This is a genomic window from Vibrio sp. A1-1 (assembly GCF_021728175.1).
Classification (GTDB): domain Bacteria; phylum Pseudomonadota; class Gammaproteobacteria; order Enterobacterales; family Vibrionaceae; genus Vibrio; species Vibrio diabolicus.
Window position 1 is genome coordinate 146709 of the sequence record NZ_JAKKCL010000012.1, and the last position, 26794, is coordinate 173502.

18 protein-coding genes and 1 pseudogene are annotated in these 26794 nt (G+C 47.7%); 10 read left to right on the top strand and 9 right to left on the bottom strand.

The genetic code is table 11. From position 1 onward, the window contains the following. Window positions 1–23 precede the first annotated feature (23 nt). From groL to L3V30_RS17130, 5 genes and pseudogenes are all read left to right on the top strand, one after another. Window positions 24–1622 (top strand): chaperonin GroEL, encoded by a 1599-nt coding sequence (gene groL / locus L3V30_RS17110; RefSeq protein ID WP_237309368.1) that lies wholly within the window; start codon window positions 24–26, stop codon window positions 1620–1622. Window positions 1623–1727: 105 nt separating this feature from the next. Beyond that, a complete protein-coding gene (locus L3V30_RS17115) occupies window positions 1728–1937 on the top strand; it encodes a hypothetical protein (RefSeq protein WP_005464025.1) in 210 nt (69 codons plus the stop codon). Window positions 1938–2091: 154 nt separating this feature from the next. Then, window positions 2092–3063 carry a leukocidin/hemolysin toxin family protein gene (locus tag L3V30_RS17120; protein WP_237309369.1) on the top strand — a complete coding sequence of 324 codons (972 nt, stop codon included), beginning with the start codon at window positions 2092–2094 and terminating at the stop codon, window positions 3061–3063. Between the two features lie 135 nt (window positions 3064–3198). Then, window positions 3199–3528 (top strand): annotated as a pseudogene (locus L3V30_RS17125) (LysR family transcriptional regulator); the annotation flags it as partial. A 59-nt stretch (window positions 3529–3587) separates the two neighbouring features. After that, entirely contained in the window at window positions 3588–3959 is a 372-nt protein-coding gene (locus L3V30_RS17130) for a VOC family protein (RefSeq protein ID WP_005395273.1), read from the top strand. A 101-nt stretch (window positions 3960–4060) separates the two neighbouring features. On the opposite strand, the gene L3V30_RS17135 is transcribed toward L3V30_RS17130, so the two are convergent. Then, a complete protein-coding gene (locus L3V30_RS17135) occupies window positions 4061–4282 on the bottom strand; it encodes a hypothetical protein (RefSeq protein ID WP_176319108.1) in 222 nt (73 codons plus the stop codon). 123 nt (window positions 4283–4405) lie between these two features. On the opposite strand from L3V30_RS17135, the gene L3V30_RS17140 reads away from it, so the two are divergent. Further along, entirely contained in the window at window positions 4406–4933 is a 528-nt protein-coding gene (locus L3V30_RS17140; protein WP_237309370.1) for a TetR/AcrR family transcriptional regulator, read from the top strand. Between the two features lie 44 nt (window positions 4934–4977). Here the strand turns inward: L3V30_RS17140 and L3V30_RS17145 are convergent, their stop codons facing one another. Then, window positions 4978–5928, bottom strand: coding sequence for a helix-turn-helix domain-containing protein (locus tag L3V30_RS17145; protein WP_237309371.1), 951 nt, complete (start codon window positions 5926–5928; stop codon window positions 4978–4980). A gap of 184 nt (window positions 5929–6112) precedes the next feature. Here L3V30_RS17145 and L3V30_RS17150 point away from each other — a divergent pair, with 184 nt between their 5' ends. The 4 genes from L3V30_RS17150 (at window position 6113) to L3V30_RS17165 (ending at window position 11075) form a co-directional block, all read left to right on the top strand. Next, the gene (locus L3V30_RS17150) at window positions 6113–7525 is read left to right on the top strand and encodes an ethanolamine ammonia-lyase subunit EutB (protein WP_237309372.1); all 1413 of its coding nucleotides are present in this window, start codon (window positions 6113–6115) and stop codon (window positions 7523–7525) included. Beyond that, window positions 7518–8402 carry an ethanolamine ammonia-lyase subunit EutC gene (gene eutC / locus L3V30_RS17155; RefSeq protein WP_237309373.1) on the top strand — a complete coding sequence of 295 codons (885 nt, stop codon included), beginning with the start codon at window positions 7518–7520 and terminating at the stop codon, window positions 8400–8402. The genes L3V30_RS17150 and eutC overlap by 8 nt, the downstream gene beginning before the upstream one ends. Window positions 8403–8413: 11 nt before the next feature. Continuing rightward, window positions 8414–9817 carry an ethanolamine permease gene (gene eat, locus L3V30_RS17160; RefSeq protein ID WP_085343305.1) on the top strand — a complete coding sequence of 468 codons (1404 nt, stop codon included), beginning with the start codon at window positions 8414–8416 and terminating at the stop codon, window positions 9815–9817. 187 nt (window positions 9818–10004) lie between these two features. Beyond that, window positions 10005–11075 (top strand): nitronate monooxygenase, encoded by a 1071-nt coding sequence (locus L3V30_RS17165; RefSeq protein WP_237309374.1) that lies wholly within the window; start codon window positions 10005–10007, stop codon window positions 11073–11075. 31 nt (window positions 11076–11106) lie between these two features. Here the strand turns inward: L3V30_RS17165 and L3V30_RS17170 are convergent, their stop codons facing one another. The 7 genes from L3V30_RS17170 to L3V30_RS17200 all read right to left on the bottom strand — a co-directional run bounded on the left by L3V30_RS17170 (window position 11107) and on the right by L3V30_RS17200 (window position 26319). Next, entirely contained in the window at window positions 11107–13587 is a 2481-nt protein-coding gene (locus L3V30_RS17170) for a GH92 family glycosyl hydrolase (protein WP_237309375.1), read from the bottom strand. Between the two features lie 89 nt (window positions 13588–13676). Continuing rightward, on the bottom strand, window positions 13677–16133 hold the full coding sequence (locus L3V30_RS17175; protein ID WP_237309376.1) for a GH92 family glycosyl hydrolase: 2457 nt from the start codon (window positions 16131–16133) through the stop codon (window positions 13677–13679). A 72-nt stretch (window positions 16134–16205) separates the two neighbouring features. Next, entirely contained in the window at window positions 16206–18911 is a 2706-nt protein-coding gene (locus L3V30_RS17180) for a GH92 family glycosyl hydrolase (protein ID WP_237309377.1), read from the bottom strand. Between the two features lie 47 nt (window positions 18912–18958). Further along, window positions 18959–21379 carry a GH92 family glycosyl hydrolase gene (locus L3V30_RS17185; RefSeq protein ID WP_237309378.1) on the bottom strand — a complete coding sequence of 807 codons (2421 nt, stop codon included), beginning with the start codon at window positions 21377–21379 and terminating at the stop codon, window positions 18959–18961. A 119-nt stretch (window positions 21380–21498) separates the two neighbouring features. Next, the gene (locus L3V30_RS17190; protein WP_237309379.1) at window positions 21499–24330 is read right to left on the bottom strand and encodes a GH92 family glycosyl hydrolase; all 2832 of its coding nucleotides are present in this window, start codon (window positions 24328–24330) and stop codon (window positions 21499–21501) included. Window positions 24331–24466: 136 nt separating this feature from the next. Beyond that, window positions 24467–25867, bottom strand: coding sequence for a fructose-specific PTS transporter subunit EIIC (locus tag L3V30_RS17195; RefSeq protein ID WP_152813424.1), 1401 nt, complete (start codon window positions 25865–25867; stop codon window positions 24467–24469). A gap of 11 nt (window positions 25868–25878) precedes the next feature. Beyond that, window positions 25879–26319 carry a PTS sugar transporter subunit IIA gene (locus L3V30_RS17200; protein ID WP_237309380.1) on the bottom strand — a complete coding sequence of 147 codons (441 nt, stop codon included), beginning with the start codon at window positions 26317–26319 and terminating at the stop codon, window positions 25879–25881. Between the last annotated feature and the right edge of the window lie 475 nt (window positions 26320–26794).

Here is a 26794-nt window from a genome sequence, read left to right on the forward strand (position 1 = left end):
TAGTAGTTTTTGAGGAGATAATTATGGCTGCAAAAGACGTATTATTTGCTAATGACGCACGTCAAAAAATGCTGAAAGGTGTGAACTTACTGGCGGACGCAGTAAAAGTGACACTAGGCCCGAAAGGCCGCAACGTTGTGCTTGATAAATCTTACGGCGCGCCAACCATTACCAAAGATGGTGTGTCGGTAGCGAAAGAAATCGAACTGAAAGACAAGTTCGAAAACATGGGCGCACAAATGGTGAAACAAGTGGCGTCCAAAGCGAATGATGAAGCGGGTGACGGTACAACGACGGCTACTGTACTGGCGCAATCTTTCATCAACGAAGGTCTTAAAGCGGTAGCTTCTGGCATGAACCCAATGGACCTAAAACGTGGTATCGACAAAGCCACTGAATCGGCGGTTGAAAAACTACGTGAAATGTCTAAGCCATGCAGCGACAAAGAATCCATTACCCAAGTGGGTAGCATTTCTGCAAACAGCGATCGCGCGATCGGTGAAATCATTGCAGAAGCGATGGAAAAAGTGGGTCGCAATGGCGTGATTACGGTGGAAGAAGGCCAAGGTCTAGACAACGAATTGTCTGTGGTTGAAGGTATGCAATTCGACCGCGGTTACTTGTCGCCATACTTCATTACTAACCAAGAAAATGGCAGCGTAGAGCTAGACAACCCTTACATCCTATTGGTGGACAAAAAAGTCAGCAGCATCCGCGAGCTATTGCCAGTGCTAGAAGAAGTGGCGAAATCTTCTAGCTCGCTATTGATCATTGCTGAAGACATCGAAGGTGAAGCGCTAGCGACATTGGTTGTGAACAACATGCGCGGCATCGTGCGTGCGACTGCGGTGAAAGCACCTGGTTTTGGTGACAACCGTAAAGCGATGATGGAAGACATTGCGGTACTAACCGCAGGTACGGTCATCTCTGAAGAAATCGGCCTAGAACTCGAAAAAGCAACGCTAGAGCAACTAGGTAGCGCGAAGAAAGTGACCATCACCAAAGACACAACAACTATTGTGGGTGGCGCAGCAGAAGCAAGCGCGATTGCTGATCGTGTGGCTTCGATTGAAAAACAAATCGAAACAACCACTTCTCAATACGACAAAGACAAGCTTCAACAACGTGTTGCGAAGCTTTCTGGCGGCGTAGCGGTGATCAAGATCGGCGCTGCAACCGAAGTTGAGATGAAAGAGAAGACAGACCGCGTGGACGATGCGCTACACGCTACTCGCGCAGCGGTTGAAGAAGGTATTGTTGCTGGTGGTGGTGTTGCCCTAACTAAGATCGCGAAAGAATTGGCGGATCTAAAAGGTGACAACGATGACCAAAACGTGGGTATCCGAGTTGCGCTACGTGCGATGGAAGAGCCTCTCCGTCAAATCGCAACTAACGCAGGTGACGAAGCTTCAGTCGTAGCGAATGCTGTCAAAGCGGGTGATGTCGATTACGGTTACAACGCTGCAACAGGTGAATACGGCAGCATGATCGAAATGGGTATCTTGGACCCTGCGAAAGTAACACGCTCAGCGCTTCAATTCGCAGCGTCTGTTGCTGGCTTGATGATCACCACTGAAGCGATGATCACCAACCACGTTGAAGACAAAGAACTTGATATCTAACGTTACCAATCGTTAGTGATTAAGTAAGTGTTAAAACAACAATAACATTGCAAAACCTAAGCGGGCTCGCTTGAGCCCGCGAATCAGTCATTTGAGGTAAGTGTTATGACCCGTTTACCTGCGTTTTCTTTCTCAATATCTGAGCCGGGCGGTAATGAAGCTTCGTCAACGTGGCCGACGGCTATTCACTTCCCCCTCGTTCCAGCTGGGCCAGAGTTTTCGATCGAAAATGCTCTGCCTAAACGTCCGACAGTGACGATATTCACTATCGATCTGTCTCAGTTACTTAAAGGGGACGCTCGGGTCATTCATTAACTGCATTGAAACAGCCAACGTAAGTTGGCTGTTTTTTTTCATTTCTGGGTGTAGGTCAAATTATTGATAATGTGAATCGTTTTCGTTTGATTGTTGCTACTTGTTCAATGTGTTAGCTTAAATTGGGACTGTTCCCAAGTAAGGTAATAAAATAATGAATAAGAAAATACTGCTTCCCTTAATGTTAGGGATTTCCGCTACTGCCGCTGCTTCTGATAACAAGGTTGTAGAAAGTGTCTTGATTGATGACATCGCGCTAGAAGGTTACGTGAAGAAAAGCTATGAGGTCGTGATGCAAAGCGAGCCTGAGCTTTTCCCGTACGCGTTTCGTGGTAGCCGTGTGCAGATGAAGTTACTGGTTGAGTTATTCCATAACTCAAAGAACGACAAAAAAGCGGCTCGCGTGATCACTCTAGGGAATGGTTATGTACCAGGTAAGCCGGGTGTAAAACACACTTTTGATGCAGCGATTGTTGACCGTTTTACTCAAAACTACCCAGTTGCGTTCGATTACAGCATCTATCAAGCTGGTGGCACGCCTGTATTTAGTGAGGATTACTCACCGCAAAACGAAGCCAATGATGTTTCGATATCGACAACCACGGTTGCACCGTCTATCGGCTTAACCGCGACTGCAACACCGGGCTCGGCACCAAGTTTTTCTGGCTCGTTGACGACCGATCTCGGTGTGGCTTATACCTCTCGCTACTCAAGTAAGGATTACGTCACCGCAGCCAAACCAAAGGCTTCCATGGAACGCGGTATGGGCGTTAAGTGGATCACCTCTCTTAGCCAAATTTACACCAACGATTACCAGTACTACGGTAAATGGGCGGGTGTTTACCACTACACAGGTTGTTCAAATGAGAACCTATTACCAGAAGAGAACTTGCCGCGTTTGATCTACGGTTTCAAACCGAAATTCCAGTACGTGTTCACACCAGAATTTGAGCGCGGAGAAGAGCCAAAAACGGAGATGATCGCACGAGCTGGCATGAAAGAAGTTGAAGAAGGTTTCTCTCGCAATGCGTGTAACTGGTACGATCAAGGCACAACGAGCCACTACACTGAGGCACAAATTCGCTTCACGATTGATTGGGATAAGCTCACCGTTATCACTCAATAAACGTTTCACTTATCAGACCTAAGGTTTGTGGATTGTAATGCGGCTCTAGTAGCCGCATTTTTTATGGTCGAAATCTGATCGCAAGCGCATTAAGTCTTTAAGCCCAGCATCGCGCCGAAAATGACCAATCCCGCCCCACATGCTTGGGCGGATTGGCAGCAATCAACACGTTGTGAAACCTTCAACGGTAACACTCAGCAATCATTTGCGCATTTTTATTTTTGCATACAAGCCGCGGTGGAGGGCTTAGGCGCGGCGATGGGATCGTATCCTTTTGTTATGGACGATATTAAGCGCGGTAATTTGGTCGCGCCATTTGGTTCTGTGCTACAGGTTTGCAATTATGTTTTATTGAGCCAAGATAAAAAGCGTACAGAACTCGAACATAAATTCATCGCGTGGTTACAAACGCAAATGGTAGAGTGTGTACCACTGCCATCGCAGCAAAATACGCAAGGCGAATAGAAGGCGTAGAGCGTGATTACGTCAATCAGTTTGATGGAAAAGGGCTTAGGAAATTGGAAATGGAAAACCTCAATATTGTTGAAATCAAATCATTTGTTCCAGCGAAAGATTACGCGCTCTCAAAACGTTTTTATGAGGCGATAGGCTTTGATATGGCGTCAGACTTCGGTGATGTGGCGTACTTCTCTCAAGGCAGCTGCGCGTTTCTTTTACAGAATTTTTATGAGCCAGAACACGGCAACAACTTCATGATGCACTTGCTCGTAGAAGACGCAGAAAGCTGGCATCAGCACTTATCCAAAGTGGGCCATGAGGAATTTGGCTCGCGTTTGACTGAGCTGGTCGAGCAACCTTGGGGCATGCGCGAATGTTGTTTGTTTGACCCTAGTGGCGTTTTATGGCGAATCGGTCAGAACATGAATACTGACTAACGCCAGTCCTCTTTTCAGAACATCTATATCGCGCAGGTATTGATATCTAGATACCTGCGCGTTTTGTTTTTTGCTTAACCTTGCCAACGTTTTTAGCGCACTCACGCTTTTTTCGAGGTGGTGTGCGATGGACTGACCCCAAAAAGCTCCTCAAGCAGCATGGCTTTGAGTTCCGCCCGGACTTCTGTCCCTCCGATTAACGCCAAAAGTGCGAGTCCACCTGGGATGAGAATCACCATCAATATGGGTCTTAAAATATAAGAAAAGCAGAATATGGTCGGCAAGAAAATCAATCCTTGGCCTAGTTTGTTTAATACGTACATGAGCGATTCCTTTTGTTTTTATATGAAATTGAGCGTGCTCATTTTTATAATTGAGCGCGCTCAATTTGTCAATGTCAGCCGCTCAAGGTATGATCCTTTCAGGCTCATTAAGCAGATACATCAATGACGAAGCGACAACAAACCAGAGACAAAATCCTAAAAGCCGCGTGGGCATCTTTTGCTCAGAATGGCTATGACATGACGACCACAAGGCAGATTGCGAGAGAAGCAGGAGTCGCCGATGGTACGGTGTTCAGCCACTTCCCGACCAAACTGTCGATTTTGCGCGAAGGGATGCTGACGCAACTGCAACAGATCAGCCAAGAGGCGCTAGTCAGTGTGGAAGGTAAGACAGCTATCGACATTGGTTTGGCGCTGACGGAGAAATACTATCGCTACTATTTTGCGAACGTCGAGTTGAGCCGAGCCTTGTTGAAAGAGGTGATTTGGGATTTGGATTATTACCAGTCGTTTAACCAAGCTTTGTTTCAATCTGCGAGCGTAAGTTCGGTTCTTGAAGACAAAATGCCGTTGATTTTTGACTGCTACTTCATGACGCTAATCGCACATTTGAGCCGAGCAGAACCGGATGTTGAAGCCGCGCTTACAGATCTTCATGCTAAGTTTCAGCAAATCATTGCGACTACATAAAATGGCCCCAACGCAGAATCTGAAAGAATATACTGCCTGTCATTTTATTTGCTGGACTCCCATTTTCTCGTTTCAGTTGGCGTCTCACCAAATAGCCGCTTGTAGCTTTGGCTGAACTGCCCGAGATGAAAAAAACCAAAGTCAAAAGCGATTTCTGCAATTGTTCGATTATCTTCAGGGCTTTGTAGCACTCTACGTACTTGATTCAGCCGCATTCGGTGTATGAATTGCTTTGGCGAAGTATTACAGCAATGTTCAAAGGTGTACTGCAGTGTGCGGCGACTGACGTGCACAGCGTCACACAGTTCACTGACGGTGATCGGAGTTCTGTAATCTAAGTCGTGTAGCTGTTGCTTTATGCGGCGCATCACATGCTGACGATGAGAGATTGATATCGGGTGGCTTGCGCTTGGTGAACTGATTGAGAACAGTTCGAGAACGATGTCTTTTAAAACCACCTGATGTGTGCTGTCAGACCATCGCGATTCAGTGGGACCGAGTAAAGTACCCAAGTAGAATTTAAGTTGTTGAATGTGCTTTTCTGTTAGTCCCGCTAAGTGCGGTGTGTTGCAGCCGATACCGTCTAACTCGAGCTGTTTTTCTATGATTTGAACCAGTTTTCTGTCGAGTACTATCCCATAGATAGAAAACTGTTCAGGTGTCATTAACTCAAAATCTGCACCACCTTGTCTAAGCAAAAGCTGGCTTGCATTAAACTTGCTGTGATTTAGGTGTAGCGGTTTATTTTCCGCACTCAAACCCAACCAAATACCTCCCTGTTCAACCCTGCATTGCTGTCTTAGTGAGCGGTTACTGTCTTCTCGAAATACATGGAAATTGGGAAATCGTCGTTCTCGAATTTGACCTAAAAATCGGCCATCGCTGAGTTGATCGTATTCCTGTTGCCAGTTTATTAGGCTTGCAGCTTGTTGGTTTGCATCCTTTGTGTGATGGATGCACAGCATTGGTGCAGTTTGGGGTGTTTGGTCACTCATCCTTGTGATGCTCATTCCTTTTTTGTGAGTCATGTTGGAGCAGTATTTACATAACTCATTGTTTATTTTTGGTTTATGAATGTTGCCAGTTTTTGATAACGCTACGGAACACATTTGGCAATACTTTCTTAAAGCTTATTGATAGTTCAGCAAAAAGCGAACCAAATAGTGAAGAGGAAGAGCAATGACGGCAACTTATCGTCGGCAACAAGGCAGTAAAGTCTATACCTTTAAGTCATTGGCTGACTTGATGGCGAAAGCGACACCGGAGCGATCAGGCGATGCGTTATCTGGGGTTTGTGCTCAGTCAGCGGCAGAACGTGTAGTCGCACAAATGGCGCTGTCTGAGTTACCACTTAAAACGTTTCTTAACGAGGCGGTTATTCCATACGAAAGCGACGATATCACTCGCCTAATTATCGATACGCATGACCTTGAAGCCTTTAAACCGATTGAGCACTTGACGGTCGGAGATTTTCGAAATTGGCTGCTGAGTGAAGAAGCCGATGGTGAAACGTTGGCTAAAATTCGTCAAGGTTTAACACCAGAAATGGTGGCCGCAGTCAGTAAGATTATGCGCAACCAGGATTTGATTCTCGTTGCTAAAAAATGCCAAGTTGTCACGGCTTTTCGGAATACGATTGGTTTGCCGAGTCGCCTGTCTACTCGCTTACAGCCGAATCACCCCACTGATTCTCTCAACGGTATCGCAGCGACCATTTTTGATGGTCTGATGTACGGAAATGGCGATGCGGTTATCGGTATCAATCCGGCAACAGATAATGTGCCTCAAGCTATTAAGTTAATGAACTTAATGGATGAGGTGATTCAACACTATCAAATACCGACTCAGTCTTGTGTGTTAACTCATGTCACGAACACGATCGAAGCCATTGAAATGGGTGCACCAGTCGATCTCGTTTTTCAGTCGATAGGCGGCACGCAAGGAACGAATGATACATTCGGAATAGACTTATCGATTTTGAAAGAGGCCCATGAAGCGGCATTGTCTTTGAATCGAGGTAGCGTAGGAAACAATGTGATGTATTTTGAAACCGGACAAGGTACAGCGTTGTCTGCGAATGCATTTCATGGGGTCGATCAACAGACTTGCGAAGCTCGTGCTTATGCTGTCGCGAAACAGTTCGATCCTTTGTTGGTTAATACAGTCGTTGGGTTCATTGGCCCAGAGTACCTGTTTGATGGCAAACAGATCATTCGTGCTGGGCTTGAAGATCATTTCTGTGGGAAGCTGCTTGGTTTACCTATGGGTTGCGACATCTGTTACACCAATCATGCCTATGCCGATCAGAATGACATGGATAATTTACTGACACTGTTAGGCGTGGCCGAGTGCTCTTTCATCATGGGTATTCCAGGGTCTGATGACATTATGCTCAACTATCAAACTACCTCATTTCACGATGCCCTTTACGCAAGAAAAGTACTCGGTCTGAAGCCAGCTCCAGAGTTTGAACAATGGTTAATAGAGATGCAGATTTTCGAGAGCGTGCAAGACGTTCGGTTAAGTGAGCAAGTCTCTCGCTCGTTTTCGGGAGCAATTAACCAACTGAATAAGGGGTATTCTCATGGGTAAAGTGATCACCATTGCTCAGTCCACACAAGATGAGTCTGAAGTTGTCACACACAACCCTTGGGGCAAGTTACGCGACTTCACCTCTGCTCGGATCGCTCTGGGTCGCAGCGGGAACAGTGTACCAACCAACGAGTTACTCTCATTTCAGCTGGATCACGCCCAAGCTATGGATGCAGTGCATTGCAGTTTAAATGTTGACTCTCTCGTTGCTGGTTTGTCGGACTCTTACTCGATTCTTGAAAATACCTTAGAACCTCCAGTGGTAGTGAGCAGTCAAGTGAGTGACCGACTTATGTACCTGCAAAGGCCCGATTTAGGACGGCAACTCGATGAATCTTCTTGGCAAGCGCTCAACTTGATAGCAAATGAGCATAACACTGACATTGATCTTGCGATTGTTATTGCTGATGGACTTTCTTCCGTCGCAATTCAAAACCATGCCGTGCCTGTTGTTACTCGATTGATTTCTCTTTTAAGCGCTGATGATGAACATCAATGGAAATTCGCACCTATCACAATCGTAAAGCAAGGAAGAGTGGCGGTAGGGGATGATGTTAGTGAATGTTTTAACGCCAAGGCCGTGCTGGTTTTAATTGGAGAGAGGCCAGGTCTGACTTCTCCGGATAGCATGGGTATGTATCTCACTTGGGGGGCTAAACGAGGCTCTAAAGACTCCCAGAGAAACTGTATTTCCAATGTGCGCCCTCAGGGGCTCAATTATGACGATGCCTGTGAACGTGCATTTTACTTGCTTAAGGAGGCTCGAAAATTACAACTGTCAGGAGTGAACCTGAAAGATCGCTCCGACATCAATGAGCCAGGTGGCGCAAGCGTTGAAGATAAACACAGCGACAACTTTTTAATTTCATCAAAGTAGAAGGATTTACTATGTCTAAACATCAGGAGTACTTGGCCAAAAGGCAGCTAAAAAGAGGCACCGCAGGTTGGATTTTACTTGCTGGCTTAGGTGTCTCGTATGTTATATCTGGTGACTTCGCCGGTTGGAACTTTGGCATCGCTCAAGCAGGATGGGGAGGCTTTCTTATTGCTGCTATCGCGATGGCAGTAATGTATTTCACGCTAGTATTGTCTTTAGCTGAAATGTCTGCGGCTATTCCTGCTGCGGGTGGTGGTTACAGCTTCGCAAGACAGGCGATGGGGCCGACAGGTGGCTTTTTCACTGGCTTATCAGTTTTGATTGAATATGCGCTCGCGCCTGCTGCGATAGTAATTTTTATTGGCTCAGCAGTGAATGAATTGGTTGGTATCGATGGCCCTGTTGTTTACGCACTTTTCTACGCCGTCTTTATCGCTATTCATATGGCAGGGGTTGGCGAAGCTCTCAAAGTAATGATGGTCATCAGCGGTTTGGCTGTGTTAGCCATTCTCATTACTGCAGGTGTGCTTATTGGTCACTTTGATGTGAACAACTTATTCGATATTGCTCCGGCGACGGCTCAGGCAACAGAAATCTTGCCGTTTGGGTGGTATGGCGTGTGGGCGGCGTTGCCATTTGCAATGTGGTTGTTTCTTGCGGTTGAAGGTGTACCTTTAGCGGCAGAGGAAGCAAAAAATCCGGCGAAAGATGTTCCAAAAGGCATCATTGGTGCGATGTTGTTTTTATTACTAACCGCAACTCTGGTAGTCGTTCTTTTGGCTGGTGCGGTTGGTTCAAAGGTCATAGGCGATAGCGCGGTGCCATTAGTTGACGCGCTGAAGCTTACAGGCAATTCAACGATAGCAATGGCCGTGAACTTACTTGGATTGGCTGGTCTTATCGCTTCTTTCTTCTCTATCATTTATGGTTACAGTCGCTTGGTGTTTGCGCTTTCCCGCGCGGGTTATTTGCCGCAAACTTTGTCATTAACCAGTGACAAAAAAGTGCCTTCTCGTGCGCTTTTGGTTCCGGGAGTTTTTGGGTTCTTGGTTTCTCTTACGGGGGAGGGGGACTTAATCTTGGCGATGGCTGTTGTCGGTGCGACTGTATCGTACGCATTAATGTCCTTGAGCCATATTTTATTGCGAATTAAACAGCCGGAGTTAGCTCGCCCATATAAAACGCCTGGCGGGATAATTACTTCGAGTATTTCTCTGGTGCTTTCTTTGATCGCAATGACAGGTGTTTATGCTTTTGATCCCTCAGCCTTTTTCATGACAATGGGATTGTTTCTTATCGGTGGTGTTTATTATGGGTTGTACAGCCGCAACAAATTGGTTGCAGCAACCGCCGAGGAAGAGTTTGCGATGCTTTCTGTTGCAGAATTAGAGCTTGAATCAGATGTAGCACGATAGCCATTTCAATTCTTGTTCGCCACTACATCAAGGGAGCCATAGGCTCCCTTTGTCATTTCTATCAAAAGTGCATAGCGCACAAATGCATCACTTTAACTTTATAAGTGGTTAATCATGTGAAAGTCTAGTCTGGATAACTATGGCGCAGAGCCATCACAGGGAAAGGTTAAGTTTTCAAGGAAAGATCATGATAAACAAGGTATTTAATACACTTTTGGGAACAGAGTTACCGATTATTCAAGCGCCAATGGCCGGCGTGCAAGACAGCCAAATGACCATAGCTGTCAGTAATGTTGGCGGGCTTGGCTCGTTACCTTGTGGAATGCTGAACAAAGACGCCATCGTAAAAGAACTTCAACTTATCAAACAGGCAACCAACCGACCGTTCAACCTCAACTTCTTTTGCCATGAAATGCCGGAATACGACGCTAACAAGCACGAAGAGTGGCAAAAAACGCTGCAACCGTATTTTGCTGAAGTTGGTGCAACCGTACAGGCTCAGCCAAACGCTCCGACAAGGATGCCTTTCAATCATGATATTGCTAACGCGATTGAACCATTTGCACCGCCAGTGATCAGTTTCCACTTTGGTTTGCCTGCCGATGACTTGTTAGCGCGAATTAGAGGCTGGGGAGGGAAGATCCTTTCGACAGCGACCACTGTGGATGAAGCACTGTGGCTGGAAGCAAAAGGCGTTGACGGCATTATCGTTCAAGGCTTGGAGGCTGGTGGACACCGAGGCATGTTTTTGTCAGATGATTTATCTACTCAACTAGGCTTGATGGCGTTGTTACCGCAAATCGTCAAGCGCGTGAATTTACCTGTTATTGCAGCAGGAGGAATAGCCGATAGAAACGGTGTACAAGCCGCGCTAAAGTTAGGAGCAAGTGCCGTGCAGGTTGGCAGCGCCTATTTGTTGTGTGATGAGGCAAAAACCTCGTCTTTACATCGATATGCGATTGCCAGTGAGCGCGCGCAGCATACGGCGGTGACTAATGTTTTCTCGGGCAGACCAGCACGAGGCATTGTGAATCGCGCGATGTCGGAGCTAGGCTACATCTGTGAGTCTGCGCCGAAATTCCCATATGCTTCCATTGAAATGACTCAGTTAAGAGCGCTTATGGAGAAGCAAAACCGAGATGAATTTACGCCGTTGTGGTGCGGACAAAATTCGTCGGGTTGCAAAGAAGTTCCGGCAGCAGAAATGACACTATCATTAGTGGAAGGGATTGATTTGAACTTATGTTCCTCAGACTGATTTGGCCTGAGGAACACATTTCAAGTGAAGGTTATTGAGGCGCTTTCATCGCTTCAGATTGATCGCTCGTCATCACGAAGTGCAACTCACCACCCGGTTTGAACTCGGAGTGGTCGAAGAAGAAACCGTTATCCAAAGCTTTGCCATTGATGGTGACAGACTTGATGTATATGTTGTCATCGGCGTTGTTCTCTGTGGTGATGGTGAACGTACCGCCTCTCACCGGAATCACCGCTTTGTCGAATAGCGGACGACCCACAGTGTAAATAGGTTCTGCTGCGTTTACTTGGTAGAAGCCTAATGCAGACATCACATACCACGCGGACATTGCGCCTACGTCTTCGTTACCAATGACGCCTTCTGGAGCAGCAAAGTACATGTCATCCAGAATGTGGTCGACGACTTGTTGCGTCTTCCATGGTTCTGCAGTCCAGTTGAATAGGTAAGGAATGTGGTGCGAAGGCTCGTTACCAAACGCAACTTGACCAATCAAACCAGACATATCCGGTGTTTCTGTGCCTTGGCTTTCTGCGGTGAAGGTGGCTTCTAGGTTTTTCTGGAATTCAGCATCGCCACCCATGATGGTCTTCAAGCCCGCGATGTCATGCGGTACAAACCAAGTCCACTGCCACGCGTTACCTTCGGTGTAGTTGCCTGTCTCGTGTTCTGTACCGTATGGGTCGAATGGCGTCATGAAGGTTTCATCAATCATCACTGGGCGCATGAAGCCAGTTACACCATGTTCTGCGTATTCCGTTGGGTTGTAATCGAAGTACTTTTTGTAGCCTTTTGAGCGTTCAAGGTATTGCTCTTCCGCTTGAGTATCACCGGCTGCTTTGGCGATTTGCGCGATAGCCCAATCGTAGAACGCGTTTTCCAGACCGTAAGAAACAGACTCAACCGTGTAGTCTTCAAATACTGGCTCACCATCGACACGTTGGATGGCAGGCGTGAAGCCGTTTTTCTCAATGTAGTCGATGTGCTTGGTTAAAGTGCGATCCAATACGCCCTGATCCCAATCGGCTTGCAATGCAGGGTAGTTCTCGTAAGTCGAAGAGTTGATCGCGGCTTTCAGCGCCAGCTCTTTCTCTTGTTGAGTAAACTCTTCTGGGAATTTGGTGATCGCATCCGCAATCACTGCTACCGCTGGGTAACCGACCATGGTGCCTGTCTCGTCGCCTAAGTGCTCCCATTTCGGTAGCAAGCCGCTTTCAGTGTACTTCTGAACTAGGTTCTTCGCGTATTGCACCGCGCGAGTTGGCTCTGTGATGGTTTTCAGTGGGTGTAATGCACGTTGGGTATCCCATAGAGAGTAAACCGAGAAGTTTGGCTGTTCTTCCGTTGCTTGACCGTAAGCGATGGAGTATTCCCCTTCGCCTTCACGAATTGAGCCTTTGCCCATGCCTCGGAATCGACCATCCACGTCTTGATGCACCATCGGCGCAATTTTGGTGTGGTAAAGCGCAGTGTAGAAGATCTCTTTCTGATCTTCCGTACCCCCTTCGATAGAGAAGTTCAGTGCTTTTGCCCATTTCTCACGTGCGTTGTTACGCGCAGTATCGAAAGAGACATTCGCTTCGGCATCGTAGTTGTTTTCTGCGCCTTGTGGGTCAACCGCAGATAACGCCACTTGAGCATTCAATTCTTGTGAGCCTTCATCTTCAAATTCGATGTAGGCAGTGACGTCCGCTTTGACACGCTTAACTGGATTACCTTGGTCATCGTAAATCAATTCGGAAACGTGCTCTGCCGATAGACCGTCAACAGGCTTACCATTGGCAAGGATGTAGACGTCTTTGATCTTCTTATCGAAAGTCGCATAGAAGAAGATTTTTTGGTTTTTCGCCCAACCAGAGAAGTGCGCTGCATCGCGCTCGCCCGTGATGGTATGGCCGTCTTCGCTCACCGTCAGTTTGTTGCGCAGAGAGGTCGAACCCCAGTCACTGTTTAGGATGGAGTTGAGGTCAATCTTCAAACGTTGTGGTTGACCTTGCGGATAGGTGTAACGATGGAAGCCGACACGTTCAGACGCCGTAAGCTCCGCTTTGATGCCGTTTTCTGCAATCTTCACAGAGTAGTAACCTGCTTCTGCCACTTCAGAGGTTTTGTCCATCTTGACCGAAATCGCTTCTCGGTAGTCGTCGCTGTCTTCGATGTATTTAGCTTTATCTTCGGTAAACGGTAGGAACAGAATGTCACCTAAGCCGCCCATACCCGTGCCGGATAGGTGAGTGTGGGAGAAGCCAAACAAGGTCTTTTTATCAAAGTGGTAACCTGATGAAGAGTGCCAGCCGATCAGCTCGGTATCTGGAGAAAGTTGCACCATGCCTTCTGGCACAACAGGACCCGGGAAGGTGTGTCCGTTAAAGCCTGTCCCAATGAATGGGTCGACGTATTTTAGGTTGGAAGTATCGACGCTTGGTGAGGTGTTATCGTCGTCATCGTTGCAGCCAGCCAAACCAATAACACTTGCAATCACTGCGGTGGCGATAGCGGTTTTCGTAAAGTTCATAATCTTGATTCCTTAGGCAGGAAGCGCGTCACTTCCTGCCACTGAGTTAATCTATCTGCTTATTCTTTAAACACGAATTACATAAAACGTTACTGAGCTTGAAGCGCTTCTTGCTTGTCACCCGTCATGACGAAGTGAAGCTCACCGCCCGCTTTGATTTCGCTGTGTTTGAAGGTGAAGTTGGCATCCAGCGGTTTGCCGTTGATGGTTACGGACTTCACGTACTTGTTGTGTGGGCTGTTGTTGTCTGCGATGACTGTGAATTCGCCGCCTTCCACTGGAATGGTGATTTCATCAAACATAGGGCGACCGATGGTGTAGACCGGATCCGCAGGCGTCACTTGGTAGAAGCCCATTGCCGACATCAAGTACCAAGAACTCATCTGACCCACGTCTTCGTTACCAATCAAACCAGTTGGCTCGCTGGTGTACATCTCTGACATGATGCGGTCTAGGTACTCTTGCGCTTTCCATGGCTCATCCGTTAGCGCGTATAGGTAAGGAATGTGGTGCGATGGCTCGTTACCGTGCATGTACTGACCGATGTAACCCGTTAGATCTGGCAGCTCTTCACCTGTGTTTGAAGAACGCGCATTGAATAGTTCGTCCAAGTCTTCACGGAACGCTTTCTCTGGCGTGGTGTCTTTGCCTTGCGCCAAGTCGGCTTGGTAGATTTCTTGTTTCAGGCGGGTGAAATCGTGCATTGGTTGGAACTTCCATTGCCACGCGTTCCCTTCGGTGTAGGCAAACTCGTCCACGTAGTAAGGGTCGAACGGTAGCAGTGGGCATTTCTCTTTCATCACGCCAGAGCCTTCCGGCCATTCAACCATTTCACACTCATCCAAACGCTCTTCATCAATCGGTTGGTTGAACTCCAAAGGCGGTTTGTTTGGTGATGAGCTAAGCGGGTGGTTTTTCGGACGTAAGAAGCCTGTCTCGGCATCCCAATGGTTAAGCCAGTTGTCGGCACGAGTCATAAACTCTTCTTGCAATTTTACATCGCCAGCCATGCGCGCGATTTCTGCCATTGCCCAGTCACCATAAGCAAACTCAAGCGTGTAAGACGCACTGTTCCAGTAGCCGTGATGAACAAAGCCGTTTTCTTCGTACACTTTCACTTGCACAACGTTTGCTGCGCCGATGTTGTTGTCTTCCGTCCAATCAGGGAATTCAGACGCCTCGTGGTAACGCACCGTAAACTCAGCCGCTTCTTTGGCAAGTTGTGGGTCGATGTCTAAACCTTTTGCCATCGCGTCAGCAATGATTGAGACCGCAGGGAAGCCGATCATAGTGCCCGTGTAGTGGCTGTGCAGTTCCCATTTCGGCAAGATGCCACCGTCTTCGTATTTACGAATTAGATCGTTGGCAAACTCTTCGGCACGTTCTGGGTCGATGATGGTTTTCAGTGGATGCGCTGCACGGAAGGTATCCCACATGGAGTACACGGAGTAGTTTGGTGTGTCACCCGCGTCTTTTTGAATGCGAGTACGCATCGCTGGGTATTGACCGTCGACATCTTGGAAAATCATTGGCGCGATAGAAGCGTGGTAAAGCGCGGTGTAGAAGATCTCTTTTTGATCTTCTGTGCCGCCAGATACCATCATGCGGCTAAGCTCTTGGTGCCATGCGTCGTTGGCTTGAGCGCGCGCAGTATCAAATGACACACCTTTCGCTTCTGCTTCTAAGTTCTTCTCCGCACCTTCTGTGCCTGTCGGTGACAAGCCTACTTGGATTTCTAGCGGTGTTGATGATGGTGCGAATTCTAGGTAAGCGATGGTTTTCACTGCGTCGATATTGTCGTTGTTTACATCGATTTCCGTTTCTGCGCCGTCAACTAGAGCAATGGCTTTGACGATAGGTTGGTTGAAGGTGGCGTAGAAGTAGACGTGTTGGTTGTTCGCCCAACCGTTCGAGCTACGTAAACCGCGAATGGTGTAAGCGTCGATAAACTCCAAATCGCCCTTCATGGTGCGGTTGTTGAAGTGACCTTTATTGAGAGTGTGGTCTAAATCGAACTTGATGTGTGGCGTAGTGCCTTCTTTGAAGGTGTAGCGGTGGAAGCCAACACGTTGCGTGGTGGTTAGCTCGGCTTTGATTTCACCTTTGTTCAGTTCAACCGCATAGTAGCCCGCTTCTGCAGTTTCGTTGTCTTTATCGAAGGTGTTGAAAACGGCGTTTTCTTTCTTGGTGAAAGGCAGAACTAAGATATCACCAAGGTCGGTAATGCCTGTGCCAGAAAGGTGAGTGTGGGAAAAACCATACACTGGGATTTCAGTCAGCTTGCCGTGGTCGAAGTAACCTGCAGCAGAGCCCCAGCCTTCCATTTCGGTATCAGGAGATAGTTGTACCAAACCGTAAGGCACAACCGCCCCCGGGAAGGTGTGACCATCTGCGCCTGTACCAATCAATGGGTTGACGTATTGGGTTAGCGTGGTGTCGAGGGATGGTGTACCAGATTTGCTGTTGTCGTCATCACTGTTACAACCAGCAAGACCAAACATGGCAGCGAGAATAGCGGTAGAGATAAGGGTTCTTTTTAGTTTCATTTTTTTGGTTCCACTGAAGTGAAGTTTTTTAGGGGGCTAGATGCCCCCTTTCGTTATTTGGATGGGTATCGGTTACTGCGCTTTCATCGCTTCAGATTTGTCTGAAGTCATGACGAAATGCAGCTCACCACCGTCTTTCAAATCGCTGTGCGCGAAGCTGAAGTTGTCACTCAATTGTTTGCCGTTGATGGTCACCGACTTAACGTAGATGCTCTCTTGGCTGTTATTTTCTGAGGTGATGGTGAATTTACCGTCCGCGACTGGAATCACGGCTTTGTCGAACAGAGGACGACCGATGGTGTAACTTGCTTCGCCCGGTGTGACTTGGTAGAAGCCCAATGCAGACATCACATACCACGCCGACATCTGACCGACGTCTTCGTTACCAATCAGACCTTCATGGGTTGGGTGGTAGAACTCGTTCATCGCTTGGTCGATGATTTCTTGTGTCTTCCAAGGCTCTGCCGTCCAGTTGTATAGGTAAGGCACGTGATGATCTGGCTCGTTACCCATCACGAACTGACCGATGTAGCCAGACATGTCGTGTGATTGGCTCGTATCGGCGTTGGAGTCCGCATTAAACAGCGCATTCAAGTTAGCGAGGAATGCCGCTTTGCCTTGTTCGGTTATGTCTTCAGGAAGAGAGAAGTCAGTGCGGTCGATGTGCTCGCCGCCCATCACGTTAGCCAGACCGTTCAAGTTGTGCGGTGCAAACCATGTCCATTGCCATGTGTTGCCTTCAGTAAAGTCTTCGCCTCGGTGTTCGGCGCGGTAAGGCCAGAACACGTCACTTTCGTTGAGTGCTTTGCGGTCTTTACACGCGTTGTAGTCCATACCGTCTGGGATAGACAACGCCATGTTCTCGTCCAAACATTCGGCTTTCAGGTTGTTTGCCCAAACCTTGCTGCCGCTGTTGATGTAAGCCGGACGCATAAAGCCCGTTGCACCCAATGCGTTGCCTTTAGTGTCTTGCAGTTTGCCGTATTGCTCTGGGTTGTAATCGAAGTAGTTCTTGAACGATTCAGAACGAGCCATGTAGCGGTCGTACTGCTGGTCGTTGCCCGCAAGTTTAGCGATCTGAGCGATACACCAGTCGTAGTAAGCATTCTCAAGACCGTAAGACACCGATTCGTTCACGAGCTCGTCGTATTTATCGACTTTCAAGCCTTCCACGTAACCCGGTTTTTCGCCAGAGTCCGGCGCCCATTTAGTGTTGGCTGGAATAAAGCCGACGTCTTCTTGGTAGTCGTTATGACGCGTCATTACTGTGAAGCGTTTGTCGCCGTTCCAAGCATCTTGGTAAGGCACCCAGCTTTCAGTTTTATCAAGGTTAAAGTTGACCGTTTCGTCAGCGGCTTTCAACGCCAAATCAAACTCAGCTGCGGTAAAGGCTTCTGGGTGTTTGACCATGATATCGGCGATAACTGAGACTGCAGGATGACCGACCATTTCACCAGTGTAATCCGAGTGCAGTTCCCATTTTGGTAGCACGCCACCCGTTTGGTATTTGTTCAATAGATCGCGTGCGTGTTCAATCGCGCGGTCTTTGTCGATGATGGTTTTCAGTGGGTGTGCGGCGCGGAAGGTATCCCACATTGAGTACACTGAGTAGTTCACTAAGCCATCTTCTGCTTGGTGCACTTTGCCATCCATGCCACGGTATTTGCCATCCACGTCTTGGTATAGGAATGGAGCAACAAACGTACGGTAGAGCGAGGTATAGAACATGGTCTTGTCGGCTTTGTTGCCGCCTTCCAGTTCAAACTCGCCAAGGATGTTTTCCCAAGCCACACGGTTTTGTTGTACGACGTTGTCGAAGTCCCAGCCGTTAGTGTCTGCTTCTAGGTTCTTCAGTGCGCCGTCAACGCCAGTACCAGAAATTGCTACTTTGACCACCAATGGCTCATCGCTCTTGCCAAAGTTCAAATGTGTCAGGACATCGTTTGCGCGTTTTGCCAAACGTTCTGGGTCAGGTTCTGGCTCGCCCGGCATTGGTTTGTGCTCTGCGTAACCGCGGTAATCTTCTAAGCCGACTTCGGTAGCGTCAGTTGGAGTCAGTTTGCTCTCAGAAGCCAGCTTGGTGTACAGGTTCTCTTCAATGATTGGATCAGAGAATTCTGCCGCGAAGAACACGGTTTGCCATTGACCCCATTCGTTTGAGGTACGCGCGCCTACGACGGTAGTGTCGTTAACGCGTTTGTAGTAGATGTTGCGAGAGTGGTTGCCGTATTGCTCCAGTAGTTCGTGTTGCAGGTCGATACGCACTTTACGATCTTCACCCGGTTTAAAGGTGTAACGTTGGAATGCCACGCGGTCGGTTGCCGACAGTTCAGCTTTTACGCCAGTTTCTACAAGGTCAATCGAGTAGTAACCAACCTCTGCCACTTCCGAGCTTTTATCCATGGTCACGGCATCGGTATTAAAGCCTGTGTATGGCAAGAAAGCGAAGTCGTTTAGGTCGCCTTTACCTGCGCCGGAAATGTGGGTCATTGAGAAGCCAGAAAGCAGGCTGTGCACAGGATCGTATTCGACAGGTGAGCCTTTGCCATTCCAACCGTTTGGATCGAAGTTATCTGGTGATGGCTGAATCATACCTTCTGGCATAACTGGAGACGGGTTAACGTTGCCAAGACCTTTAGTGCCGATCAAGGTATCAACGAATTCCAAAGTAGGGGTAGAGATAACTGGAGTTTCTGGATCAGAGTCGCTGCTACAACCAGCAAGACCAAGCATGGCGGTTAACACTGCAGTAGAGAGTAGGGTTCTTTTTAGTTTCATTGTTTTTATTCCACGAGAAAAGGGGACACAAGGTCCACTCAAAATCATTATTCGCCTAGGTTGGCTTGCATTGCTTCAGACTTGTCAGCTGTCATCACGAAGTGCAGTTCGCCGCCTGCTTTGAATTCGCTGTGCTGGAAGGTGTTGTAAACATCCAGAGGCTTACCGTTGATGGTTACTTCTTTGATGTACATGTTGTCTGGACCGTTGTTCTCAGCCGTTACCGTGAACGTGCCAGAACCAATGTCTACCGTCGCTTTGTCGAAGATTGGACGACCGATGCTGTAGGTTGGATCGGTTGGCGAGATTTGGTAGAAGCCCAGTGCCGACATCAAGTACCACGCCGACATTTGACCCACATCTTCGTTACCGATGATGCCGTCTGGCGTCGGTTTGTAGAACTGGTCGTAAACTTGGTCTAGGTATTCCTGCGCCTTGTAAGATTCTTCAGTACGGTTGTACAAGTAGATAACGTGGTGCGAAGGCTCGTTACCGTGAATGTACTGACCGATGTAGCCAGTCATGTCTTGGTGCGCTTCGCCGCCATTTGGATCGGCAGTAAATAGGTTGTTCAGCTTGTCGTTCAGACCTTGTGTGCCGCCCATGATTTCAGTCAGCTTGTCCAAGTCTTGCATGAACGCCCATTGCCACTGCCACGCGTTACCTTCTGTGTAGTAGAACGCGTCAGACTTGTAAGGGTCGAAGTCAGTTGAAGCGTATTTCAGTGCACATGGGTCACCTTCTTTCAGCTCTGTTGGTACGAAGAAGCCCGTGCCGTCTGCGTTACCTGCTTCTGCATCCCAGTGTTTCAAAGAGTTGTAAGAACGAGCTTTGAACTCTTCATACGCGTCCATATCGCCAGCGGCTTTTGCCATTTCTGCGATCGTCCAATCGTAGAATGAGAATTCCAACGAGTACGATACTGAGTTCCAGTTCGGGTAACGAACACACTGTTCTTTCTCGTGGTAGTTCAACTGACCTGCCATGAGTGAGCTTAGGATGTCGTCATGAATCTGTGGGTACTCATGCGGTGTGTAGCGAGCTGATTTCACTGATGCGGTGTAAGCTTGCTCTGCATCAATCAAGCCTTTGGTTACAGCATCGCCTAAAATCGCTGCCGATGGGTAGCCGATCATGGTGCCAGTTTCTGAGCCGTGACCTTCCCATTTCGGCAATAGACCAAACTCGTCGTTAGATTTACGAATCAAGTCTTTCACGTAAAGCGTTGCTTGATCTGGGTCGATGATGGTCCACATTGGGTGAACGGCGCGGAACGTATCCCACGTTGAGTAAATCGAGTAGTTTGGCGTGTCGCCATCTTTCAGTGTGCGCACTGTGCCAAGCATATCCACGTATTGACCATCCACATCGTAGAACTCGATTGGCGCGATCATCATGTGGTACATGCCAGTGTAGAAGTTGGTTTTCTCTGCGTCTGTGCCGCCTTCTACTTTGATTTTCGCTAGCTTCTCAGCCCACGCGTATTCCGCGTCTTCTTTCACTTTTGCTAGGTCGAAACTTGGTGCTTCCGCTTCTAAGTTTTTCTGTGCGCCTTGCCAGTTAACTGGAGAGATACCCACGCGGATTTCAATTGGCTCTTCGCCTGTGCCGAAGTTTAGATAAGCGGTCAGATCATCGCCTGAGTAAACCGAGCCATTGAGCATTTCGCGCGTTGGTTCTAGATCTTGTTCGCCCAACAGTGCTTTGGCGATTGGTTGGTTGAATTTCGCGTAGAAGAAGATGTCTTGACCTTGGTGGTCTTGCCCTTGGAACCAGCCTGTTGATGTTTTACGACCGCGAATGGTGTATTCGTCCACCACTTCTACTTTGTTCTTCAAAGATTTGCCGTTGTTGTTCATTAGGGTATGACCTAAATCGAACTTCACGTTACGGTCAGCGCCATCAGCAAAGGTGTATCTGTGCAAACCAACGCGTTTGGTTGCGCTCAGTTCCACTTCGATTTGACCTTGGTTTAGCTTGGTTTTGTAGTAGCCTGCGCTTGCTTCTTCATTGGCTTTGTCGAAAGAGTTCAGCTGTGTGTTCGCCATGTCTGTGTATGGCAGAACCAAGATGTCGCCTAAGTCCGTTGCGCCTGTACCTGAAAGGTGAGTATGGGAGAAGCCGTACAGCGGAACGTCGGTGTTAACTACTTCGCCAGTTTCGTAGTTAGATGAATCCCAGTAGCCAGAAGCTGAGTGCCAAGGGTTAAGCCCTGATTCATGGTCTGTGTTAGAGCCGATGAAAGTATCTGGAGACAGTTGAACCATACCTGCCGGTACCGTCGCGCCCGGGAATGTATGACCAGAAGCTGCTGTGCCGATCATAGGATCGACGTATTTCAACACCGCGAGATCAACAATTGGATCGCCCGGCAGTGAAGAGGAAGAATCGTTGTCGCTGTTACAGCCAGCTATGCCACCCGTCAGACCAACCAGGATAGCCAAAGAGATAAGATTACGTTTAAACATGTGCATACCGTTTTGTCGTTATTCGTATATAAAAAGTGTTTATAAAGGACTGCTTATAAAATTTGCTTGTAGGGATAGCCGGGAGATGCGTTCCCCCGGCTGAGTTGTCACTATTGGGATTAACGAGAACCTGCTGGCATCTCGTCTTCATGCAAGAACTCACCGATGCCTTGTGCTGGTGGAAGATCTTGCTCTAGAGAGCCCCAACGTTGATTTGGTTTGTCGCCCATCACGAACTCCAACTCACCGCCGTACATGATTTCGTCATGAGTCAGGTAAGTACGGTTGAAGTCTTTGCTGTTATAGCGAGCCGATTGAATGAAGATGTTTTCGCGGCTAACGTTCTTCGCAGTCACCGTGAACTTCTGGTTGTTGCCGACATCGATAGACGCGCTTTCAAACAGCGGAGTACCGATTTCGTAGATGCCAGAAGAAGCGTTCACTGGGTAGAAGCCAAGTGCACGGAACACGAACCACGCAGAGAGCGTACCGAAGTCGTCGTTACCACAAATGCCGTCAGCGGTGTTCTTGTAGCAAATGTTGGTTGCTGCGGCGATGGCTGCCTGACCTTTCCAAGGTTGACCGACGTAGTTGTACAAGTACGGCACGTGGATATCTGGTTCGTTACCTTGAACGTGCTGACCAACGTTACCTGTGTTGAACACTGGGAATTGGTTGTCGCCTGCGTTGCGGTCTGGGTAGGTTGACCAGTACTCATCCAAGCGTGCTGCGAACAAGTCACCGCGTTCTGCTTCAGGGTTTTGTGTCTTGTCGAAGCGTGTCATCAGGTCAATCAAGCCATGAATGTCGTGCTGAACACTGAACGAGTATTGCCAGCCGTTCGACTCAGAGAATGACCAGTTGAACATGTCTGGACGCCAGTCTTTACCAACCGCGCGACCAGTGATTGGGTCTACCCAACCCGCATCGATAAACTCGCCATCGTAGTCACGGGCTTTGAACCAACCTTGGTATTGCTTACCACCGAAGTCGAATTGCGCTTGCCAGTTTTTAGAACGGTTAGCGAACTCGGTGTAGCGTGGATCTTCTTCACCGAAGACTTCTTTTATCGATTGCGCGATTGCCCAGTCGTTCATTGAGTATTCAAGCGAGTAAGATGCTGTCCAAGAGTCTTTAAATGGTGAGTGACCGCCGTAAGAATCTGGTGGAGTATCGTGCAATTGCGCTGGCACGTAACCTTGTTCTTCGTACTCTTTGATCCATGCTACGCCTTGGCTCGTTGCGGCGCGCGCGTCAGTGATCATCGCTTCAACTAAACGTTCTTTAACGTCTTTGCGCTCTGCTTCTGTGAAGCCAAGATCGATCATGCGTTTTTCTAGTGAGCCTTTCGACAATACATCATGAATCACAGGCGTTGAGTGCATGCCCATCATCATGCCGGTTTCGTTGCCTTTGAATGTCCACTCAGGCAGGCGACCTTTGCGCACGTTGCCTTTGTCATCCACCCATTCTTCTTCGGCGTAAGACAGCATAGACAGCACTACGTCTGCTAGGCGGTCAGGTTCAAGGATCGAAGACAGCGGTTGAACTGCGCGGTAGGTATCCCACAAAGAGAAAGTGTCGTAGCGCGTGAAGTCTGCTTTGCCATCTTTGTTGGCATCGGCAGTGCGGATTGACTCTTTCAGCGTATCAATCTTGTCGCCCCAAGGTGTGTTGCCATCTGGGTAAGCGTTACGACCTTGGTGAACTTGGCGGTAGCGACCATCTAAGTCAGAGTGAATGGTTTGACCTAGGTACGAGTGGTACATCGCGGTGTAGAACGTCTGTTTGTAATCTTCGTCGCCAGAGACTTGGATCTTGCCGAGTTCGTCTTCCCATTTCTTCGTTGCCGCTTCGCGTACTTGGTCGAAGTTCATGCCAGCAACTTCTGTCATGTTAAGAGAAGCACCTGATTTACCGTTCTCGCCAATCTCAACGTTTGATAGCGCCAATTTCGCTTCAACCGTTAGGCCGTCTTTGGAGGTATCGAACTCAACGTAAGCGCGTGCGTATTGGTACTTGCCGCGTGTCTCGTTACCGATTTCCGTAATGCCTTCTGGCACGTCCATGTAACGACCTTGCTCTTTATCGTAGTAAGCAAAGCGAACGTTTTTGATTGGTTGGTCGAATTCCATTACGAAGAATTCTTTTTGGCTTGGTGCCCAACCATCAGAGAAACGGTGACCTTCTAGACGGTTATTGTCTTTGTCCCATTTCAAGTAAGAATCTGAGGTGTAGTCCCAGTTAATTTTGAAGCCGGTGTTCACGATGATTTCTGACTTCTCATCACGAGGGAAGGTGTAGCGGTGTACACCAACGCGATCCGACGCCGTCAACTCAGCTTTGATGTCGTAATCCAATAGGTCGACTTTGTAGTAGCCTGCTGTCGCTTGCTCGTCACGATGTTGGAAGCGAGACGCTTCAAGGTTTAGCGTTGCCGAACCTTCATCAATCATGTAATCCGAACGCGAGTTGATTGGCATGACGAGAATGTCGTTCAAGTCGCCAGCACCTGCTCCGGAAAGGTGGGTATGAGAGAAACCGGAAGTACGAGCGTCGTGGTAGTAGTAGCCTGAAATGTATTCCCAGCCGTTAGAACCGTTGTTTGGAGAAAGCTGCACCATGCCGTGTGGTGTGGTTGCACCAGGGTAGGTGTTGCCTAGGTTACCTGTGCCGATGAATGGGTTGACGTAGCGTGTTACGTCCATATCGGCGAAATCTACCGGGATGTGAACGCCCATGTCGATTTCAGGTGTTTCTGGGTTTGGCTTGTCATCACAGTCGCCATCGCCAACTGGAGGACATACTGGCTTGCCGCCGTCAGGAATATCCGGCAGTGCAGGGTTGGTGTCACCGCCTTCATAAATGTTGGTTGTGTCGTCGTTACAGCCAGTCAGACCGACTAGACCACTTAAAACTGCGCAAGCGAGTAGGGAAGGTTTGAATTTCATTTTTAAAGCCTTGTAAATTGCAGGGTTATATAATTAAAAAATCAGGGGTATTACTAAAACTTAAAAACTTAAAAACTTAAAAACTTGAAATAGAGCCCTTTGGGGGAAAGGGCTCTTAGGGGGAGGAGCTTAAGGTTTAAGCTTTCACAAGAGTCGCTGCGTTACGCATCGCTTCTTTCGTTGAACACTCAACAACGTTTGCTTTTGCAAAGCGGTGAGCGTCTTTTACTTGGATATCGTGAGCTAGAATAACCAGCTTCGCGTTTGCTACATCTAGGTCAGTGATGCGGTTCTGGATACCGTTTTGACCTTGAGTTTCTACTTTGATCTTCAGACCCGCTGCTGCACCTGCTTTCTCTAGTGCTTTCGCTGCCATGAATGTGTGTGCTACGCCAGATGGGCAACATGTTACTGCTACGATGTCGTACTCGCCTTCGCCTGCTGCTGGAGCCGCTTGAGCTTGTGCAGGTGCTGCTTCTACGATTTCGTCTTCTGCTTCTTCTTCAGCAACTGGTTTCCAGAAGCCAACGATAACTGCTGTTGTTAGTGAGCCTAGTGCGATACCCACAACGTACATTGGGATGTTGCTTGATACAGGTGCTGTGATTAGACCGCCCCATGGTGCGTGTAGTAGAACGTCTGTTAGGAAGCCGAACACACAGCCAACGATACCACCAGCAACGATTGAAGGAAGAACGCGTACAGGGTCGTTTGCTGCGAATGGGATAGCACCTTCAGAGATACCGATAGAACCCATGATTGCTGCTGCTTTACCTGCTTCTTGCTCTTGCTTAGTAAACTTCTTCTTGAATAGGAATGTTGCTAGTGCCATACCTAGAGGAGGCGTACAGATTGCGATACCAACACCGCCCATTAGCCATGGTTGAGTATCAACTTGAGTTTGAGCGAATAGCGTTGCTACTTTGTTGATTGGACCGCCCATATCGAATGCAGTCATACCACCAAGAATCGTACCTAGAACCACTTTAGAAGCGCCAGCCATAGAAGCTAGGAATTCGTTCATAGAAGCCATGAAGATCTTGATTGGCTCACCGATACCCCAAAGAACGATACCTGCAGAGATAAGCGTACCAACAAGCGGGTAGATAAAGTAAGCGCCCAACGCAGTCATGTTAGCAGAAAGAGGGATCTTCTTAAGTTGTAGAACTACACCACCAGCGATAAAACCAGCGACGATACAACCTAGGAAGCCGCCGCCCATGTCAGCCATGATGCCAGAAGAGATCATCGCTGGAGCAAGTGCCGGTTTGTCTGCAATTGAGTAACCAATGAAGCCACCAAGAATAATTGGGAACAGCACCAGACCTTTAATACCGATATTAGAAATATCCGCCAATAACCCGTCTGCAGGAACCGCACCTTTACCGGATGCCATTACCGCCAGAGCCAGTAGTACACCACCCGCAACGATAAATGGAAGCATGTGAGAAGTACCGAATAAAAGGTGACCTTTCATGGTACTTAGGAGTTTTTTGAAATCGCTATTATTGCTAGCTTGAGCTGTGATTGTACTCATAATTTCACGCCTTATGAATTAATTAAAATATTTAGTATTTGGTTTTCGTCTTTTGCGTTATGAATATCTTCAATAAACTCTTCGCTAAATTTTCCGAATAATTCTTGAAGAACATAAATATGGTGGTCGGCACCGTTATCAGGTGAAGCAATCATGAAGAATACGGTTGGCTTGACTCCCTCTTCGTCGCCATACTCGATGCCTTCTTGCTTTACGCCAACGGCAATTGCAGGCTCTGTAACCGCTTTGCTTTTTGCGTGTGGGTAGGCGATGCCGTCCATTGAAGTCACGCTTAATGCTTCACGTGCTTCGATGTCGGTTAAAAAAGCCTCTTTGCTGCTGATTCGATTATTTTCGAATAGCATTTGTGCTAGCTCTTCAAAGACTTCTTTTTTATTATTTGCTTGAAGGTTGCCTTTAATTAAATTGACGTTTGTTAGTTCTGTAATCATTTTGTGACTCATTGGTACTGAAGTAATGAGTCAAATTTAATTAATGAAGTGGTTTTCGGAAATAGTAAAAAAAAACCAATAACTATACTTTTGTATCACTCAATCTTAAGTGTGATAGCCGTCATTAATAATGCGGAATATTATAAAATTTATTATGTGATTTATATTCCAGTTACTTTGAAATAAATAACTAGACATGAAAATGAACTGGAGGAGGATTAAAGCCCTGGTTAGGATGCAAAAAGAGGCGTTGCGCCTCTTAGTTTGAGATAATAGAAACAGCGATAAAGGCTGGCCATTAATTTTTATATTTATGCAGCAAATCTAACGGGATATGGCAGTAGTCATTTGGAACCGTCATTCCGCAGCCAATTTCAGAATTAAAACAATGTGATCCAGTGATCGTTTACAAATGTTAGTGCGACAGACCTCTTGACCGCGATCCCCAGTTTTGATCTATTACTGTTATTTAACG

Coding starts and splice junctions, on each gene's coding strand:
- groL (WP_237309368.1), top strand. CDS start 24: ATGGCTGCAAAAGACGTATTATTTGCTAATGACGCACGTCAAAAAATG.
- L3V30_RS17115 (WP_005464025.1), top strand. CDS start 1,728: ATGACCCGTTTACCTGCGTTTTCTTTCTCAATATCTGAGCCGGGCGGT.
- L3V30_RS17120 (WP_237309369.1), top strand. CDS start 2,092: ATGAATAAGAAAATACTGCTTCCCTTAATGTTAGGGATTTCCGCTACT.
- L3V30_RS17130 (WP_005395273.1), top strand. CDS start 3,588: ATGGAAAACCTCAATATTGTTGAAATCAAATCATTTGTTCCAGCGAAA.
- L3V30_RS17135 (WP_176319108.1), bottom strand. CDS start 4,282: ATGTACGTATTAAACAAACTAGGCCAAGGATTGATTTTCTTGCCGACC.
- L3V30_RS17140 (WP_237309370.1), top strand. CDS start 4,406: ATGACGAAGCGACAACAAACCAGAGACAAAATCCTAAAAGCCGCGTGG.
- L3V30_RS17145 (WP_237309371.1), bottom strand. CDS start 5,928: ATGAGTGACCAAACACCCCAAACTGCACCAATGCTGTGCATCCATCAC.
- L3V30_RS17150 (WP_237309372.1), top strand. CDS start 6,113: ATGACGGCAACTTATCGTCGGCAACAAGGCAGTAAAGTCTATACCTTT.
- eutC (WP_237309373.1), top strand. CDS start 7,518: ATGGGTAAAGTGATCACCATTGCTCAGTCCACACAAGATGAGTCTGAA.
- eat (WP_085343305.1), top strand. CDS start 8,414: ATGTCTAAACATCAGGAGTACTTGGCCAAAAGGCAGCTAAAAAGAGGC.
- L3V30_RS17165 (WP_237309374.1), top strand. CDS start 10,005: ATGATAAACAAGGTATTTAATACACTTTTGGGAACAGAGTTACCGATT.
- L3V30_RS17170 (WP_237309375.1), bottom strand. CDS start 13,587: ATGAACTTTACGAAAACCGCTATCGCCACCGCAGTGATTGCAAGTGTT.
- L3V30_RS17175 (WP_237309376.1), bottom strand. CDS start 16,133: ATGAAACTAAAAAGAACCCTTATCTCTACCGCTATTCTCGCTGCCATG.
- L3V30_RS17180 (WP_237309377.1), bottom strand. CDS start 18,911: ATGAAACTAAAAAGAACCCTACTCTCTACTGCAGTGTTAACCGCCATG.
- L3V30_RS17185 (WP_237309378.1), bottom strand. CDS start 21,379: ATGTTTAAACGTAATCTTATCTCTTTGGCTATCCTGGTTGGTCTGACG.
- L3V30_RS17190 (WP_237309379.1), bottom strand. CDS start 24,330: ATGAAATTCAAACCTTCCCTACTCGCTTGCGCAGTTTTAAGTGGTCTA.
- L3V30_RS17195 (WP_152813424.1), bottom strand. CDS start 25,867: ATGAGTACAATCACAGCTCAAGCTAGCAATAATAGCGATTTCAAAAAA.
- L3V30_RS17200 (WP_237309380.1), bottom strand. CDS start 26,319: ATGATTACAGAACTAACAAACGTCAATTTAATTAAAGGCAACCTTCAA.